Raw genomic sequence first — 16,531 nt, 5'->3', positions numbered from 1 at the left:
TTCATCCCCTTCCGAGGAACGGCATGGTGGCCGGCAGCACCACCAGGGACTGGATGACGGTGTCCGGCGGTTGGGCCGCCATCAGCAGCAGGGCGTCGGTGAACCGCTCGACCGGGATGGTGGCCTCCACCGCCATGGTGCCGTCCGCCTGCATCGCGGCGGGCTGCGCAGCGCCGTCCACCGGGGTGACGTTTCCGACGTCGATCTGCCCGCAGGTGATGCCGTACGGGCGGCCGTCCAGCGCCAGCACCTTGGTGAGACCGAGCACGGCGTGCTTGGCGGCCGTGTACGCGAGGGAGTTCGGACGGGGGACGTACGCCGAGGGCGCGCCGTTGTTGATGATCCGACCGCCCTGCGGGGTCTGGGTGCTCATCAGCCGGAAGGCCTCCCGGGCGCAGAGGAAGCTGCCGGTCACGATGGTGTCCAGGACCCGGTTCCAGTCCTGGAACCGGGTCTCGGTGATCGGCCGGCGCGGGGCGGCGGCGCCCGCGTTGTTGAACAGCAGGTCGAGCCGGCCGTAGCGGTCGCGGACGGCGTCGAACAGCCGGGCGACCTCCTCCGGGCTGCGGATGTCGGTCGGCACCGCCAGCACCCGGTCCGCGTCGGCCTCGGCGAGGGCGGTGGTCTCCTCCAGCGCGTCCTTGCGGCGCCCGGCGACCGCCACCGTCCAGCCGGCCCCGAGCAGGGCCAGCGCGGAGGCCCGGCCGAGCCCGCTGCCGCCACCGGTGACCACGGCGACCCGCCGGTCCGACGGGGTCACCGCGCCCATTCCGCCCCCTCGTTGAGCCAGATCCGCAGCATCCGCCGGGAGTACCGGCCGGGTTCGTCCAGGAAGGCCGAACGCCCGTGCAGCACCCGGCTGTTGCGGATGATCAGCAGGTCGCCGGCGGCCATCGGCAGCCCGAAGGCGATCTCCGGCCGGTAGAGCACCTCGTCCAGCACGCCGAGCGCCTCCCACTGGCGGTCCGTCAGTTCCGGTCCGCCGCGGTCCGGCGAGGAGCGGACGGTGCGGGTCTGGTAGTAGCAGCCGGTCGTCCCGTCCGGCCGCGGGTACAGGATGGGGGTGACGACCAGCTGGGGGCCGGCCCGGCCGGTGCGGTCGAAGGTCCAGTCCTCGCAGAGGGTGGCCAGCGCGTCCGGCCGCTCCCGGCCGATCAGGTCGTGGACGTGCCGGGCGCTCGCCAGCTTGGTCAACCCGCCGCCGTCGTAGGCGGGTTGGATGCAGAGCAGGACCAGCAGGTCGCAGGTGTCGCAGTGGAAGCCGAGTTCGGTGTTGCCGTCGCCGTCCTGGTCGCGCAGCACCGAGGTGAGGTCGCCGCGCCCGTTCTGCGGGACGATCCGGCCGTAGTCGCGCAGCAGGAAGGACAGCGCCTCGGTGATCTCCTTCTCCGGCCGGGCCGGGTCGACCAGGTTGCCGATGTGGGTGAGCCCGACCGAGTCGGCGGCCTCCCGGACGAAGGACCGCAGCCGCTCGCGCACCGGCTCGGCCGCACCCCAGCGGCCGGCGCGCGCGTCGGCCCAGAGCAGCTGCCGCTCCAGGTCGCTCAGCGGCAGCGACCAGAGCTGCCGCCGGGCCTCCAACTCCAGGCTGCTCCAGCCGATCTCGGTCACCGTGTGCTCGCTCACCGCGCCCCCTCCGTTCCGGCCCCGACCGCCACGGCCTTGGACCACAGTGCCAGTGCCTCGTCGATCTGCGTGGCCGTGACGACCAGCGCGGGGATCATCCGGACCACGTTCAGGTGGATCCCGCAGAGCAGGAGCAGCAGCCCGAGTTCGGCCGCGGCCTGCTGGACCCGCCGGGCCGTCTCCGGGTCCGGCGAGCCGTCGGGCCGGCAGAACTCGCTCGCCGCCATCAGACCGAGGCCCCGGACGTCGCCGATGCCGGGCGCCCCGGCGGCGACCGTCCGCAGGCCGTCCAGCAGCCGGGCACCCTGCTCGGCCGCGTTCTCGACCAGCCGTTCCTCGCGCAGCACGTCCAGGGTGGCCAGTGCGGCGGCGCAGGCCACCGGGTTGCCGCCGTAGGTGCCGCCCTGCGAGCCGGGCCAGGCGCGACTCATCAGCGCGGTCGGCGCGGCGATGGCGGACAGCGGGAAGCCGCTGGCCAGGCCCTTGGCGGTGATCAGCACGTCGGGCCGGAAGACCTCCCCGCCCGGGCGGGCGGGCTCGTGCTGGTGGGCCCAGAACCGGCCGGTGCGGCCGAAGCCGGTCTGCACCTCGTCCACCACCAGCAGGAAGCCGTGCCGGTCGGCGCGCTCGCGCAGCCCGGTCAGGAACCCGGCCGGAGCGGGGACGTAGCCGCCCTCGCCGAGCACCGGTTCGACGAACAGCGCCGCCGTCTCGGCGGGTGAGGAGACGGTGGCCAGCACCTCGTCCAGCCCGCGCAGGGCGTGCGCCACCGCCTCCTCCTCGGACAGGCCCAACGAGAGGCGCAGCCGGAACGCGGCCGGGAAGGGCGCCACCGCGACGCCGGGCACCAGCGGGCCGGTGCCCGCCCGGAAGCGGGTCCCGGCGGTGGTGAGCGAGGCCGCGCCCATGGTGCGGCCGTGGAAGGAGCCCTCGAAGACGATCACGTTCTGCCGCCCGGTGGCCTGCCGGGCCAGCCGCAGCGCGGCCTCGACCGCCTCCGTCCCGGCGGTGGCGTAGAACAGCGAGTCCAGGCCGGGCGGCAGCACCTCGCCCAGCCGCTCGGTGAGGGTGAGCAGTCGGTCGTGCAGGACGGTGGTGTACTGGCCGTGCAGCAGTCGGCCGGCCTGTTCGCGGACGGCCGCGACCACCTTCGGGTGGCAGTGGCCGGTACTGGTCACCCCCACACCGGAGGTGAAGTCGAGGTAGCGGCGGCCGTCGGCGTCGTAGAGGTGGAGGCCTTCGCCGCGCACCGCGACGACGGGGGTGGCCTGCTTGAGCACTGGGGAGAGCTGGGACAACGGAGTCTGCCTTCTCTCGGGGGGCTTCCTTCTGGGGACCGTCCGAGCCGAGCGGGTCGGACAGCGGATCCGGTCGGCGGAGCAAGTCGGCGGAGCAAGTCAGCGGCGCAAGTCAGCGGCGCGGGTCCGGCGTTCGGGGCGGCAGGTAGCCCGCCTGGGCGGCCCAGCCGAGCGCGGCCGACCACCACTGCGGGGTCGGCGCGGTGAAGCGGACGCCCAGCCGCTCCAGTACGGAAGTGGTGTACCCGCTGTCCACCCGGATGTTGCGCTCCTCCTGCTGGGCCCAGGCGGCGGCCAGCCGGGCGGCCGTCGGGTGCCGCCGCTCGGCGCGGGCGAGCGCGGCCGCGAAGGCCGCCTCGTCGACGAGCCGGACGGCATGACCCAACGCGCCGAGCCAGCCCACGAGTTCGTCGTGCGGCGTCGAGTACGGGGTCTCGACGTGGTAGGCGCCCGGCGCGGTGTGACGGTCCAGGGCGATCGCGGCGATCCCGGCGGCCACGGTGTCCACGTGCGAGAACGCGAAGGCGGTGGCGGGCCGGCTGGGGGCGGCGCCCGCCACCAGGTAGCCGCGGACCAGCTGGTAGATCCGGTTGTCGCCGATGTTGGCCTGGAACGCGCCGGTGCGGCTGTGCGCGGCGATGTGGCCGCTGCGGTACAGGTAGGCGGCGTGCCCGCCGGCGGCCCAGGCCCGGACGGCCTGCTCGGCACGGTACTTGGAGCGCTCGTACGGGGTGCGGAAGTGCTGGCCGATCCACAGGTCGGCCTCGCTGAACCGGCGCGGCGGCCCGTCCACGCCACCGGAGACGGCCAGCGTGGAGACGTGGTGGAAGCGGGCCTCCGGGGTGTGCTCGTCGACCCAGCCGAGCAGCCGTCGCACCGCCGTGTGGTTGGCGCGCTCCAGTTCGTCGGGCGAGGCGACCAGCCGGACGTCGGCCGCCGCGTGCACCAGGATCCGGGCCTCCCGGGCCCGTTCCAGTCCGGTCGGGGACAGCCCGAGGCCGTCCCGGTCGAGGTCCCCGGCGACCACCCGGGCCCGCTCCCCGGCCAGCCGCCGGACGGCGTCGGCGTCGTCCGCGGCCCGCACCAGACAGGTGACCACCGCGCCGCGCCGCCGGAAGGCGTCCAGCAGGTGCCGCCCGAGGTAGCCGGTGGCGCCGGTGAGCAGCACCCGGGCGGGTTCGCGGACGGCCGCCCGCGCGGTGGGCGGCACCCGGGCGTGCAGCAGCTGCCCGGAGGTGGACAGCGGTGCGCGGACCGGCTGCTCGGCGGTGGGCCCGCCGATCGCCGTGGCGAAGCCGCCGAGGATCCGCCGGGCGGCCGGGTGCGCCACCGCGGGCCAGCCGTACACCAGGTCGGCGACCAGGCGTTGCTCCACCACCCGTGCGGTGAGCCGGAGTTGGTAGATCGGATCGCCGCCGGCGCAGCGCGCCACCCCGGCCTGCTCGTCGGCGACGGTCCAGTCCAGCGCGGGTTCCGCGGGCAGCCGGAAGGTGCCCAGGAAGTTGAAGCCGACGGCCGGCCGCGGCCCTGGCTCGTCCATCGGTCGGACGGGCGTCTCGCGCAACCGGCGTGCCGTCCCGGCCGGGCCGGCTCCGGTCGAGGGCCGCAGCCGGACCTGCTTGGCGGCGGTGAACCAGCCGACGGTGTCCAGGAATTCGCCGGGCTCGCCGGGCTCGCCGGGTTCGACGACCGTGTCCCGGCCGTGGGTCTCGACCTCCACCACGAGTTCGGCCTCGCCGCGCCAGCGGGCCACGGCCCCGGCGAAGGCGTCGAGCAGGACGGCCTCCAGTCCGGCGCCGCCGCCGTACCGCGCGACCAGTCGGGCGGTGGCCGGCTCGTCCAAGGTCCAGCTGAGCGTGGCGGGTCGGCCGGATGGCACGGGTTCCTGGGCGATCAGCGCCGGGGCCGGGGACGGCACAGCGGACGGCGCAGGGGCCGACGGGATGGCGGCGGCCCACTGGTAGAAGTCGGGCGTGGGCGGCAGGTCGGTCGGCTTGTGGTCGAGCGCGGCCCGGTAGACCTGGGCGAGGTCGTCCAGCAGGATCCGCCAGGACAGCCCGTCGACCACCAGGTGGTGGGCGATCAGGGCGAGTCGCTGGTCGGTGCCGGGCGGGCCGGTGAACAGGTGGGCGCGCAGCAGCCGCCCGGCGGCGGGGTCGAGGCTGCGGTGGAGTTCGGTGCAGACCCCGGCGACGGTGTCGGCGATCTCGCCCGACGCGCGCGGGAGGCGGGAGTGGGAGACCGGGTCGAGGTCGGCGACCGCCCGCGGGTCGCCGTACCCGGTCGGCGAGAGGGGCCGACGCAGCGCCGGGTGGCGTTCCAGCACGGCGGCGACCGCCGCCGAGAGTGCGGCCGGGTCGACGGCACGGCGGCAGCGCAGCAGGACGGACTGGTTCCAGTGCCGGAGGTCGTCGACCGCCCGCTGCTGGTACAACCAGCGCTGGGCGGGCGCGAGTCGACGGCCGGACCGGTCGCCGCGCGGCGCCGGTACGGCGGTCCGGCCGGCGGCCCGGACGGGCGCGGGGACGGCCGCAGCGGCCAGGCCGGCCGCCGTCGGGTGCCGGTAGAAGTCCTCGTAGTCGACCCGCAGTCCGGAGCGCCGCAGCAGGGCGATGGTGCGCATGGCGAGGATGGAGTCCCCGCCGATGGCGATCACGTCCGTCCGCGCGCCGACGACGGGCAGACCGAGCGCGCCGGCCCAGAACCGGGTGATCTCCCCGACCAGGCCGTCCCCGACCGGACCCTCCCCGCCGGAACCGCCCCCGACCGGGCCGTCCCCGGTCGTCCCGTCGGATCCGTCCGATCCAGCGCGGGCCTCGACCAGGCGGGACACCAGCTCCCCCAGCCGGACCCGGTCCAGCTTCCCGTTCGGCCCGACCGGGAACTCCGGCAGCACCAGGATCGGCTGCGGCACGGAGTAGCCGGGCAGCCGGTCGCGCAGGTGGGCGGCCAGGCCGTCGACGTCGTGCCCCGCCAACAGGCGGACCGCGCCCAGGAGTTGCCCGCCGACGGCGGTCTCGCGGAGCAGCGCCGCCGAACCCGCGACACCCGGGTGGCCGTCCATCGCCCGCTCGACCTCGGCGAGGTCGACCCGGTAGCCGCGGACCTTCACCTGGCGGTCCACCCGACCGAGGAAGACCAGACTCCCATCGGCCCGCCGACGGCACAGGTCGCCGGTGCGGTACATCAGCCGCCCGTCCCGCCGGACGAAGCTGCGGGCGGTCTCCTCCGGCCGTCCGAAGTACCCGGCGCTGACGCCCCGCCCGCCGATCAGCAGCTCGCCGGCGACGCCGTCCGCCGCGGGCCGCCCGGCGGCGTCCAGCACGGTGAGCAGCACCTCGCCGATGCCGCTGCCGATCGGCACGGTCGGTTCCCCGTCCGGGAGTCGGCGGGCGTCGGTGGCCAGGAAGCAGGTCGCTCCGACGGTGGTCTCGGTCGGACCGTAGTGGTTGACCAGCCGCTCGGTGACGCCGTCGTCGAGCAGGGCGGCGGCGAGCGGGCGCGGCAGGGCCTCGCCGCCGAGCAGCAGGGTGCGCAGCGGCGGGGTGTCGGCCGGGCGGCCCTCCAGCAGGGCGGTCAGGTGCGAGGGGGTGGTCTTCAGGGTGTCGACCCCGGCGCGGCGCAGGGTGGCCCAGAAGGCGGCGGGGTCGCGCACCTCGTGGTCGGGCACCAGGTGCACCGAGCCGCCGGTGGCCAGGGCGAGCAGCCAGGCGGTGTGGCCGAGGTCGGCGGCGAGCGTGGTGACATGGGCGAGTCTGGGGGCGTCGGCCTCGGTGAGTCCGAGCCGGGCGGCCAGCGCGTGGGCGTAGTGCACGGCGTTGGCGTGGGTGACGGTGACGGCCTTGGGTTCGCCGCTGGAGCCGGAGGTGAAGGACAGGTACGCCGGATCCGCCCCGACCGGCCCCACCAACCCCACCGGCCCGACCTCCCCGCGGTCCCCGTGGTCCCCGTGGTCCCCCGGAGCGAGGACGTCCACGAGTTCCGCCCCGGGCGCACCGCCCCCGCCCGCCCCGGGCTCGGTGGCGAGCACCCGCCCCACCCGGACGGCGGCCAGCCGTCGGGCCAGGTCGCCGGCGGTCCAGTCGGGGTCGGTCAGCACGGCGGCCGCGCCGGAGCGCAGCACTCCGTGCAGCAGCACCACCATCCGGGCGTCCCGGGGCCCGAGCAGGGCGACCCGGTCGCCGCGCCCGGTGCCGTCGGCGGCCAGCCGGGCGGCGATCCGCCCGGCGGCGTCGTCCAGGGTTCGGTGGTCGAGGGTGCGGCGGCCGTCGCTGACGGCCGGCCGGTCGGGGTGGGTGCGCGCGAGCCGGGACAGCAACGCGCTGAGCGAACCGGTGGCGGGTGTGGACCGGACGGGCCGGGTGGTGGCGGTCACGCCCGCTCCTCCCCCGTCCGTGCCGTCCCCGTTCCGCCCGGCCGGGCGAGGGCCGCCGGATCGCCGGCCAGGAAGCCGTCCAGGACGATGCCGCCGCCCAGGCGCCCGGCCAACTCCCAGGCCACCATGCGGTGCAGGCCGTCGAGGTGGATCAGCCCCGGCGGGAGCACCAGTTCCGCGTAGTCGGGGTGGTCGACCGGCGCGGTGCTGACGAAGAGCGGGGTGAACGGCGCCGCGCGCAGCATCCGCAGCTTCGCCGTGCAGACCGGGTTGGCCGCCGTCCAGTCGGCGCCGCCCGAGCGGACCCGTTCGGCCGCCCGGGCGACGGTCAGCCCGGTGGGCGGGACGAGTTCCCGCTCGCCGCCCTCGCTCTTGTGCCAGGGCAGCACGACGCCGAGGACGTCGGCCCGGGTGAGCCGGATCCGCCACCAGCCGCCGGGGATCGTGTCGGCGCGTTCCAGGTTCTCCTCGCCGTACAGGTTGGTGTTGGCCTCGTGCGCCCGTTCCACCGGGTGGTCCCGCAGGTAGGCCTCGTGGACCTCGGAGTAGGCGACGGCGGTGACGATCTCCACGCAGTGCTCCTCAGGCGGTTCGGACGGCTCGGACGGCTCGGACGGCTCGGACAGCTGGGACGACTCGGACGAGCGGGGCCGCCGGGGCAACCGGGGCGGCCCCGGACCGGCTCAGACGGTTCCGGTGTACTCGGTGAAGTGCTGCTCGGCGAACAGGTCGGGCCACTGCCCGTCGGCCAGGTCCAGTTCGCGGGCCCGGGCGAGCATCTGCCGCCAGTGCGGCTTCACCGGGCGCCAGCGCGCGCCGACCTGGCAGTAGGAGGCGTCGATGAAGTAGCGCGGCCGGCCCGGCCCGTCCGGTGCCGGTCTGCGGGTGTGGAACAGCGCCGAGTTGAGCACCACGGTGCTGCCGGGCGGCAGCCGGTCGATGACCGCCTCGCCGGGCAGGGGCCCGGTGCCGTGGTGGGCGTAGGCGTCCTTGTCGACGGCGCGCAGGTGCGAGCCGGGCAGCACGGCCAGGCTGCCGACCCGTTCGTCCAGTCCACCGAGGTAGTGCAGCGCGTGGACCATCAGCAGCGAGGGGTCGGCGCCGTCGTTGGGCTCGCAGTCGTGGTGCCAGGGCTTGCCGGGGATGCCCGGGGCCTGGCGGTCGCTGTGCAGGTGGTGGAAGACGAAGGACGGGCCGATCAGCCCGGTGAGCGCCCGCAGCAGTGGCGGGTGGGCGAGCAGTTCGCCGTGGGCGGGGAGCTCCAGTTCCAGCACCGGGGGCGGCCCGTGCCGGTCGGGGTCGGTGCAGGCGGCGATCGAACGGGCCCGCAGGCCCTCGTCCACCCATCGGTCCACCTCGGGGACGAGGCGTTCGCGCAGTGCTTCGGGGAGCAGCCCGGGCAGGACCAGGTACCCGGTCTCCAGGAACTGACGGCGGCGGTGCTGGGCGGTGCGGGCCTCAAGCCCGGTGGGGTACGGGGTCACCGATCCGGCCCCTCCTTCCGTTCGACGGGACGCGCGGCGGGACGTGCTTCGGGACGTACGGCGAAACGTGCTTCGAAACGTGCGGCGGGACGTGCGGCGGGACGTGCTTCGGCTCGGGAGGCTCATGGGTCGGTCCGGGCCTCGGGTGGCGGCGATGTCGCCCGTCGTCGCCACGGACCGCGGAAGTCGCGGGTGCCCCGGCGCTCGCGGGCACCACGAAGAGGAACGCAATGATCACGCAAAGTGATCCGCCCCAGGAGTATGAACCGGCCATCGCGTCCACGACAAGACCAAGCCAACCCATGGACACCTTCCCGCCACCGTGCCGTTCAGCTCCGGCCACCACTCGATTCCCGTCCCAGCGGAAACTCCGGCGCTCCCCCGCCCCGATGATTCGCCGTCGGAACAGCGGATGCGGCAGAGTTGCCGCATGAGCGTCGACGCGCGGAGTCTCCAGCACAGCCCCGGACCGGCTCGGCGGCGGCCGGTCCAGCAGCGCAGCCAGGAGCGCTACGGCCGCATCCTGGACGCCTGCGCGGGCCTGCTGGACGAGGTCGGGGCGACGGCGCTCACCACCAAGGAGGTCGCCCAGCGCGCCGAGGTGCCGATCGGCACCCTGTACCAGTTCTTCGCGGGCAAGGAGGACCTGCTGGCCGCGCTCGCCACCCGCAACCTCGACCGGTACCTCCAGCGCCTGGACGCCCGGATGGCCCGGTCCGCACCGATCGGTCCGGCCGGGTTCACCGACCTCGCGGTGGAGGAGTTCGTCGCGATGAAGCGCGCGGTGCCCGGTTTCGGCCAGGTGGACTTCGGGCTGGCCGACGCGGCGGTGCCCTCGGGGGTGCGCGACGAGACCCACCTGCTGGACTCGGGCGTGGACAACAACACCGCCGTGGCCCTGCGGCTGCAGGCGCTCGGCGGCGAGCTGTTCGCGGCCGGCGACCCGGCGGCCACCACGCTGGCCCTGCGGGTCGCCCTGGAGGCGGCCGACGCGGTGCTCAAACTGGCCTTCCGGGGGGACCCGCAGGGCGATCCGGCGCTGATCACCGAGTGTAAACGGCTGGTGCGCGGCTACCTCGCGCAACAACCGCCCACCGGCTGACCCGCTTCCCACCGGCCCCGCGCGGCCCGTCCCGCCGAGGCGTTGCGCAGCCGCCGCACCCGAAGCAGAGTGGATAGCGGAACGTCCGCACGACCCGAGGAGCAGACCATGCACGCAGCGGTAGGTGACCGGCTCCACATCCACAGCAGGTCGGTGGGCATGGTGGACCAGAAGGGCGAGATCGTCGAGGTGCGCGGCACCGACGGCCAACCGCCGTACGTGGTCCGCTTCGAGGACGGCCACGAGGGCCTGGTCTACCCCGGCCCCGACTGCAACGTCGAGCCCCGACTGGCGGAACGCTGACCGACTCCCCCGCCGCCCCGGGGTCGGGGCGGTGAGGAGCGGTGTCCGCCGCCACGACCCCGCTGCCCGGGGCGCTCGCCGGGCTCGCGCCACTGCTGGACCACTACGGGTACCTGGCGGTGGCGCTGCTCGTGCTGCTGGACAACTGCGGCATCCCGGTGCCGGGGCAGACCATCCTGATCCTCGCCTCGGTGTACGCGGGCAGCGGGCACCTGGACTTCGCCGCCGTGCTGGTGATCGCGGTCGCCGCCGCCACGCTCGGCAACAGCCTCGGCTACCTGATCGGCCACACCGGAGGGCGCGCCTTCGTCCACCGCTGGGGCCGCTACGTGCTGCTCACCCCGGCCCGGATGGAACGTGCGGACGCCTTCTTCGCCCGGCAGGGCGGCAAGGTGGTCGCCGTCGCCCGCTTCGTCGACGGGCTGCGCCAGTACAACGGCATCATCGCCGGGACCACCGAGATGCCCTGGCGCCGGTTCGCCGTCTTCAACCTGGTCGGCGCCGTGCTGTGGACGGCCGTCTGGGGCACCTTCGGGTACGTCGCCGGGGCCAACATCGGGACGGTGTACCGGACGGCGCTGCGCTACCAGCTGTGGTTCGCGGTCGGACTCGGGGTGCTGGTCGCGGCCCTGCTGCTGCGGCAGGTGCTGCGCTACCGGCGCCGCCGTCGCGCGGACGGCTCCGATACCGGCTCCCCGGCCGCCCAGGACAGGCCCTAGCGCAGCGGGAACACCTCGAACGACACCGCGAAGCGCGTCCCCAGCCGGGTGCCGGCACCGCGGCCGGCGCCCTCCAGGAACTCCCGGGGTTCCGCCATCGCCCCGCCCGGCCCGCCGAGCCCGGCCAGGTACGCCTTGTGCTCGGTCAGCGAGGCGACGCCGAGGTCGAAGGTGTCGGTGGTGTCCACGGCGTGCCGGGCCTGCGGCGAGGCGGCCGCCCAGATCTGCCGGACCCCGTTCCAGGGCTGGTGGCCCTCGTCCAGCAGCTCGCGGAACACCCAGCGGTTCCCGGCGTCGCGCACGCCGTCCAGGGTGGCCCGGCCGACCGCGATGTGGTCGGCCTGGTTGAGCAGCACCCCGCCGTAGGTGTCCCGGAAGTTGCCGGTGATCACGATGTCCGGGCGGTGCCGGCGGACCACCCGGGCGATGTCGCGGCGCAGCGGCAGCCCGTACTCGACCACACCGTCCGGGTGGCCGAGGAACTCGACGGTCTCCACCCCGACGACGCGGGCCGAGGCGATCTGCTCGGCCTCGCGCAGCGGACGGCACCGCTCGGGGCTGACCGCGTCGATGCCGGCCTCGCCGCTGGTGACCATCACGTACACCACCGTCTTGCCCTGGGCGGTCCAGCGGGCGACGGCCGCGGCGCCGCCGTACTCCATGTCGTCGGGGTGGGCCACGATCGCCACCGCGGTCCGCCAGTCCTCGTCGACGTGCTCGAAGGGCTCGAAGGTCTCGGGGGCCTGCTCGGTCATGCTGTCGTCCTTCGTTCGCGGTTCAGCGAGGGGCAGGGGCAGGGGCAGGGACAGAGTGGGGCAGTCCTACCGTCGTACCGCTGGTGACTCTAGGAGATCGCGCTCCCCACCCACCGTCAGACACCGCCGCCACTAGCGCACTTGCCCCTGACCCATGCGTCAGGGGTTACCGTCCGGGCACCCCGCGGCGGTCCCGCCCGCCGCACCTCCCATCCCCCGTACGAGGAGCGCCGCCATGGCCCTGCCCACCACCGCCCGCGTCGTCCGGCTGGCCGCCCGGCCGACGGGACTGCCCGGACCCGAGCACTTCACCGTCGCCGAGGAGCCGCTGCCCGCGCCCGGGCCCGGCGAAGTGCTGGTCCGCAACCGGGCCTTCCTGGTCTTCCCCGGCCTGCGCACCCTGATCGGCGGCGAGGGCGCCGGACTGCCGCTCCCCCGGATCGGCCCCGGCGACGCGCTGTTCGGCCCGGCCCTCGGCGAGGTGCTGGCCGCTCCGGACGACGGACCGCTGCGGCCCGGCGACCTGGTCACCCACCTGTCCGGCTGGCGGGACGGACTGGTCGCCGGGGCCGACCGGTTCACGCCCGTCCCGGCGGACTTCCCGGACCCGCCGGCACTGCTCTCGGTCGGCTCGGCCGGCTACGGGGCACTGACCCGCACCGCCGCGGTGCGCCCCGGGGACGTGGTGCTGGTGACCGGTGCGGCGGGCGCGGTCGGCACCCTGACCGGACAGCTCGCCCGGCTGCTCGGCGCCGCCCGGGTGATCGGCACCACCCGCTCGCCCGGCAAGGCCAAGCGGCTGACCGACGAACTCGGTTACGACGCCGTCCTGGTGCCCGGTGCCCGCCCGCTCGCCGAGCAGCTGGCCGAGGCCGCGCCGGAGGGCCTGGACGTGGTGGTGGACCTGGTCGGCGGTGAGCAGCTGACCGCCGCCGTGGACGCCGCCCGGCGCGGCGCCCGGATCGCCGTGGTCGGGGCGCTGTCCGGGCAGCTCGACCCGGCGCGGCCCGGCGGCAGCGGGCCCGCCGTGATCGACGGCTTCCGGGTCTGCACCCTCGGCCTGACCCTGCGCGGCTTCACCGGCGTCGACCACCCGGACCTGGACGCCGAGTGGCGCGAGCGGCTCGGCGGCTGGCTGCGCTCCGGGGAACTCTCCTTCCCCTGGACCCCGGTCGCGGGCATCGATCGGGCCCCGGAAGCGTTGGCCAGGCTGTACACCGGAGACACCTTCGGCGCGACCATCGTCGAACTCTGAGCACGGGGCGTGCCGTTGGGCCCCGGGCCGCGGGTTCCGAGCACGAGGAGACGGGATGCGGATCGGCGACGCGGCGGCCGCGGCGGGCACCACGCCCAGGGCCCTGCGCTTCTACGAGCAGCGCGGCCTGCTGCCCCCGCCGGCCCGCACCGCCTCCGGCCAGCGCGAGTACGGCCCGGGCGAGGTCGCCAAGGTCCGGCTGATCCGCCAACTGCTGGCCGCCGGGCTGACGGTGGACGATCTGGCCAGCCGGGCGCACCGGTTCGACCTGCTGGACGAGGACCCGCCACGGCGCTGCGGTACGAACCCCGGCCCGGAGACCTTCGCCCCGGTGGTCTTCGCCCGGCTGGCCGCCCTGGACGCCGAGATCGCCCGGCTCACCGGCCTGCGGAACAAGCTCGCCCGGCTCGCCGCCACGGGGGGAGCGGACGAGCCGGGCGAGGACTGAGGGCCGGTCAGCCGGCTTCCGGCACCAGCCGGGGCGCGGCGGCCTGCGGCTGCGGCCAGCTGATCCGGGTCGCGCAGAGCGAGACCACCGCGGCCGAGGCGGCCACGGCCGCCATGCCCCAGACCAGGCTGGTGCCGCCGGCGATGAAGCCGATCACGGCGGGGCCGGCCAGCAGGCCGGTGGTGCCCATGGCGGCGACCAGGGAGAGCGCGTCGGAGCCCTGCCGGGCGGCCGCGACGTAGACGCACGGGGTGACGGCGGCGACGCCCAGGCCGACGCAGGCGAAACCGAGCAGGGTCGGCACCACACCGCCGACCAGCAGGGCGAGGGCCAGGCCCAGACCGCCCAGCAGGCTGCCGGTGCGGACGATCCGGCCGTCGCCGAAGCGGGTGCGCCAGCCGTCGGCGAAGATCCGGGCGCACACCATCATCACCGAGACCACGGCGATGCCCAGCGGGGCGAGTCCGGCGCCCGCGTGCACCACGTCCTTGAGGTAGAGCGCCGACCAGTCGTTCATGGCACCCTCGGTGACGGTGCCGAAGACCATCGCCAGGCCCATCCAGAGGGTGGCCGCGACGGGCAGCGCGAAACGGCGGCGCGGCTTCTTCCCCTCGCCTGCGGCGCCCTCCCCGACGGCGCCCTCCCCGGGGACGGTCTGCTCCGGGGCGGTCTCCTCGGGAGCGGTCTCCGCCGGGCCGTCCGCCAACAGGCCCGGCCGGGCGGCCAGCACCAGCACCGCGAGCAGCACCGCGGCCAGCCCGAAGTGCACGGCGAGGGTGCCGGTGAAGGCGTTGACGCCGGAGGCCAGCAGGGCGGCCAGCAGCGAACCGGCGCTGAAGGTGGCGTGCAGCCTGGACATCGTGGTGCGCTCGAACCGGGCCTCCAGCGCCGCGCCCTGGGCGTTCATCGCCACGTTCAGACAGCCGACCGCGACGCCGTCGCAGAACAGCACCAGCAGGGTGAGCGGGTAGTTCGGCACCACCGACAGCGCGAGCAGGACCACGCCCAGGGCGAGCGCGGAGAGCACCGAGAGCAGGCGGGAGCCGAACCGCCGCATCAACACCGCGACCAGCGGGAAGGACACCGCCGCACCGATCCCACAGGTCATCAGCAGCAGGCCGATCTGGGCCTCGCCGAGGTCCAGCCGGGCCTTGAGCGCGGGCACCCGGGAGACCCAGGTCGCGTACTGGAACCCGAGGGCGAAGAACAGTGCGCCGATGGCCAGTTGGGACCGTCGGAACGGGTCGCGGGAGGGGGACATGTGCATCAGCCCACTTCGACTCTGGGTGCGGACCCGGGGGTCGGTTCCGCGGGGTTCGGGGCGCGGTCCAGCGACTTGGCCATGTAGACCGCCTCGGCGCCGTAACTCGCGGGCAGCCCGATCTCGGGCCGGGCGCGGTACCCGAGTCGGGACCACACCACCTGCGAGCCGCGCACGGCGACCAGCGAGAGGCTCCGGTGCCCGGCCGCCCGGCCGGCCTCCTCCAGGTGCCGCATCAGCCGGGGCGCCAGGCCCCGCCCGCGCGCCCGCTCGGCGATCACCAGGTCGTGGGCGTGCAGGTTGCCCTGCTCGCGGCCGCCGACCGCGCCCTCCTCGGAGGCGCTCAGGTCCGGGCAGCGGAACAGCGGGTACGGCAGGGCGAGCAGGTAGCCGGCGAAGCCGTCGGCGTCCTCCAGCACGAAGCAGGTCGACGGCGAGGCGCGGTGCCGGGAACGCAGCGCCGCCCCGCCCTCGGACAGGCCGCTGGCGGCGTAGGCGCGCTCCTCGGCGGCGATCACCTGCGGCCAGTCCTCCTCGCGGAGCAGCCGGATCCGGATGTCGGTCATGCGTCCCCTCCGTCCGGGGCCGGGCCGCCGACGACGGTGTACGGCAGCGGTGCGAAGCCGTTGAACCCCTGGGTGGCGTAGGCGGTGGCGTACGCGCCGCAGGAGTGGATCCACACCGGGTCGCCGGAGGCGATCGCGCGCGGCACCCGCACCGCGCCGCCGTCCTGGGCGAAGGCGTCGTCGCTGTCGCAGGTCGGGCCGGCCACCACGGCGTTGACGAACTGCCCGCCGGGGTGGCTGGGGAACTCCAGCCGGTACTGCAACTGGTCCATCTCGTACAGGCCGTTGAACTTGCCGCAGCTCAGGTAGAGCCAGTCCTCCCGGGTCCCGTCGAGGCGGTGGCGGGAGGTGAGCCGGGCGACGTGGGCGCGGATCGCGCCGTGGTCGGCGACCAGGTGGCGGCCGGGTTCCACGAGGAAGTCCAGCGGGGCGGCGTTGACGGCGCGCAACCGCTCCATGCCCTCGCGGATCACCGCGAACATCTTGTCCAGCGGCGGCTCCAGCGGCCGGCCGCGCCGGTCCAGCACGCCGAGGGCGGGCAGTCCGCCGCCGAGGTTGATCCGGTCCGGCACGATGCCACGCCAGTTGAGCGCCTCCAGCACGGCGGCCAGGGTCTCGATCGCCGCGCCCCAGGCCTCGGCGGTCATCTGCTGGGAGCCGACGTGCACGGACAGCCCGGAGGGGGTCAGCCCGGCGGTGCGGGCGGCGTCGAGCACCCGCACGGCGTCCTCGGGCGAGCAGCCGAACTTGTGGCTCAGGCCCCACAGGGCGCCGTCGCCGGTGGTCGCGATCCGGCAGAACACCCGCGCTCCGGGGGCGTGTTCGGCGATCGCCGCGACGTCCTCCAGGCTGTCGGTGGCGAAGTCGCGCACGCCCAGCCGGTAGGCCTCGGCGATGTGCCGGTCGGACTTGATGGTGTTGCCGTAGTGGATCAGCTCGGGCGGCACGCCGGTGCGCAGCGCCTGGGCGATCTCCTGCGGGCCGGCCGCGTCGAAGCCGGAGCCGAGCCGGGCGAGGTGGTCGAGCACCTCGTCGACCGGGCAGGCCTTCATCGCGAACCGGACGGCGACGCCGGGCAGTTCGGTGCCCAGGGCGGCGTACTGGCGGCCGATGCCGTCGAGGTCGTAGACGATGGTGTCCTCGGTGGCGGCGGCGAGTGCGGCGCGCAGGGCGCCGTGGTCGTGCGGGTCGGGGCCGGGCGCGCGGTCGGCGTGCACGGTCTCGGCCGCGGTCGGCGCGCGGTGGTTGGTTCTTCCGCGCGCCTCGGCGCAGTGGCGCGGTTCGGTGGTCTGGTGGGTCGTGCTCTGGGGTGTCACGGATGAACTCCCGGTGCGTGCGG

Annotated in this window: 15 protein-coding genes; 5 read left to right on the top strand and 10 right to left on the bottom strand. The window is 75.3% G+C overall.

The annotated features are described in order from the left end of the window. Position 1: 1 nt before the first annotated feature. From ACIP4P_RS37310 to ACIP4P_RS37285, 6 genes are all read right to left on the bottom strand, one after another. Positions 2-769: an SDR family oxidoreductase gene (locus tag ACIP4P_RS37310; RefSeq protein WP_400926494.1), complete on the bottom strand. Its 768-nt coding sequence runs from the start codon at positions 767-769 to the stop codon at positions 2-4. After that, complete coding sequence (locus tag ACIP4P_RS37305) at positions 757-1,626, bottom strand: TauD/TfdA family dioxygenase (RefSeq protein WP_400926491.1); 870 nt, start codon at positions 1,624-1,626, stop codon at positions 757-759. Before ACIP4P_RS37305 ends, ACIP4P_RS37310 begins: the two co-directional genes overlap by 13 nt. Further along, positions 1,623-2,924 (bottom strand): aspartate aminotransferase family protein, encoded by a 1,302-nt coding sequence (locus ACIP4P_RS37300; RefSeq protein WP_400926488.1) that lies wholly within the window; start codon positions 2,922-2,924, stop codon positions 1,623-1,625. The genes ACIP4P_RS37305 and ACIP4P_RS37300 overlap by 4 nt, the downstream gene beginning before the upstream one ends. Before the next feature lie 112 nt (positions 2,925-3,036). After that, positions 3,037-7,299, bottom strand: coding sequence for an AMP-binding protein (locus tag ACIP4P_RS37295; RefSeq protein ID WP_400926485.1), 4,263 nt, complete (start codon positions 7,297-7,299; stop codon positions 3,037-3,039). Beyond that, positions 7,296-7,871, bottom strand: a complete 576-nt coding sequence (locus ACIP4P_RS37290) for a DUF6309 family protein (RefSeq protein WP_400926482.1) — start codon at positions 7,869-7,871, stop codon at positions 7,296-7,298. Before ACIP4P_RS37290 ends, ACIP4P_RS37295 begins: the two co-directional genes overlap by 4 nt. 111 nt (positions 7,872-7,982) lie before the next feature. After that, positions 7,983-8,783: a phytanoyl-CoA dioxygenase family protein gene (locus tag ACIP4P_RS37285; protein ID WP_400926479.1), complete on the bottom strand. Its 801-nt coding sequence runs from the start codon at positions 8,781-8,783 to the stop codon at positions 7,983-7,985. A 430-nt stretch (positions 8,784-9,213) separates the two neighbouring features. On the opposite strand from ACIP4P_RS37285, the gene ACIP4P_RS37280 reads away from it, so the two are divergent. The 3 genes from ACIP4P_RS37280 (at position 9,214) to ACIP4P_RS37270 (ending at position 10,907) form a co-directional block, all read left to right on the top strand. Then, the gene (locus ACIP4P_RS37280) at positions 9,214-9,885 is read left to right on the top strand and encodes a TetR/AcrR family transcriptional regulator (protein ID WP_400926476.1); all 672 of its coding nucleotides are present in this window, start codon (positions 9,214-9,216) and stop codon (positions 9,883-9,885) included. Between the two features lie 108 nt (positions 9,886-9,993). Continuing rightward, positions 9,994-10,188 carry a DUF1918 domain-containing protein gene (locus ACIP4P_RS37275; RefSeq protein WP_400926473.1) on the top strand — a complete coding sequence of 65 codons (195 nt, stop codon included), beginning with the start codon at positions 9,994-9,996 and terminating at the stop codon, positions 10,186-10,188. Positions 10,189-10,229: 41 nt separating this feature from the next. Continuing rightward, positions 10,230-10,907, top strand: a complete 678-nt coding sequence (locus ACIP4P_RS37270; protein ID WP_400926470.1) for a DedA family protein — start codon at positions 10,230-10,232, stop codon at positions 10,905-10,907. Here ACIP4P_RS37270 and ACIP4P_RS37265 read toward each other — a convergent pair. Next, positions 10,904-11,662, bottom strand: a complete 759-nt coding sequence (locus ACIP4P_RS37265; RefSeq protein WP_400926467.1) for a PIG-L deacetylase family protein — start codon at positions 11,660-11,662, stop codon at positions 10,904-10,906. The two genes, ACIP4P_RS37270 and ACIP4P_RS37265, sit on opposite strands and share 4 nt — an antisense overlap. Positions 11,663-11,897: 235 nt before the next feature. Between ACIP4P_RS37265 and ACIP4P_RS37260 the strand changes: the two genes are divergently transcribed. Together ACIP4P_RS37260 and ACIP4P_RS37255 are read left to right on the top strand one after the other, a co-directional pair. Then, a complete protein-coding gene (locus ACIP4P_RS37260; protein ID WP_400926464.1) occupies positions 11,898-12,917 on the top strand; it encodes an MDR family NADP-dependent oxidoreductase in 1,020 nt (339 codons plus the stop codon). A 55-nt stretch (positions 12,918-12,972) separates the two neighbouring features. Next, positions 12,973-13,365, top strand: coding sequence for a MerR family transcriptional regulator (locus ACIP4P_RS37255; RefSeq protein ID WP_400926461.1), 393 nt, complete (start codon positions 12,973-12,975; stop codon positions 13,363-13,365). Between the two features lie 7 nt (positions 13,366-13,372). Here the strand turns inward: ACIP4P_RS37255 and ACIP4P_RS37250 are convergent, their stop codons facing one another. The 3 genes from ACIP4P_RS37250 to ACIP4P_RS37240 are packed head-to-tail and all read right to left on the bottom strand — an operon-like array spanning position 13,373 to position 16,409. Beyond that, complete coding sequence (locus ACIP4P_RS37250; RefSeq protein WP_400926583.1) at positions 13,373-14,626, bottom strand: MFS transporter; 1,254 nt, start codon at positions 14,624-14,626, stop codon at positions 13,373-13,375. A 5-nt stretch (positions 14,627-14,631) separates the two neighbouring features. After that, positions 14,632-15,192 (bottom strand): GNAT family N-acetyltransferase, encoded by a 561-nt coding sequence (locus ACIP4P_RS37245; protein WP_400926458.1) that lies wholly within the window; start codon positions 15,190-15,192, stop codon positions 14,632-14,634. Next, positions 15,189-16,409 carry a type III PLP-dependent enzyme gene (locus tag ACIP4P_RS37240; protein WP_400926580.1) on the bottom strand — a complete coding sequence of 407 codons (1,221 nt, stop codon included), beginning with the start codon at positions 16,407-16,409 and terminating at the stop codon, positions 15,189-15,191. Before ACIP4P_RS37240 ends, ACIP4P_RS37245 begins: the two co-directional genes overlap by 4 nt. Positions 16,410-16,531 lie beyond the last annotated feature (122 nt).

The organism is Kitasatospora sp. NPDC089509 (genome assembly GCF_044749365.1).
Taxonomy (GTDB): domain Bacteria; phylum Actinomycetota; class Actinomycetes; order Streptomycetales; family Streptomycetaceae; genus Kitasatospora.
This window is presented reverse-complemented; position numbering and strand designations above follow the sequence as displayed.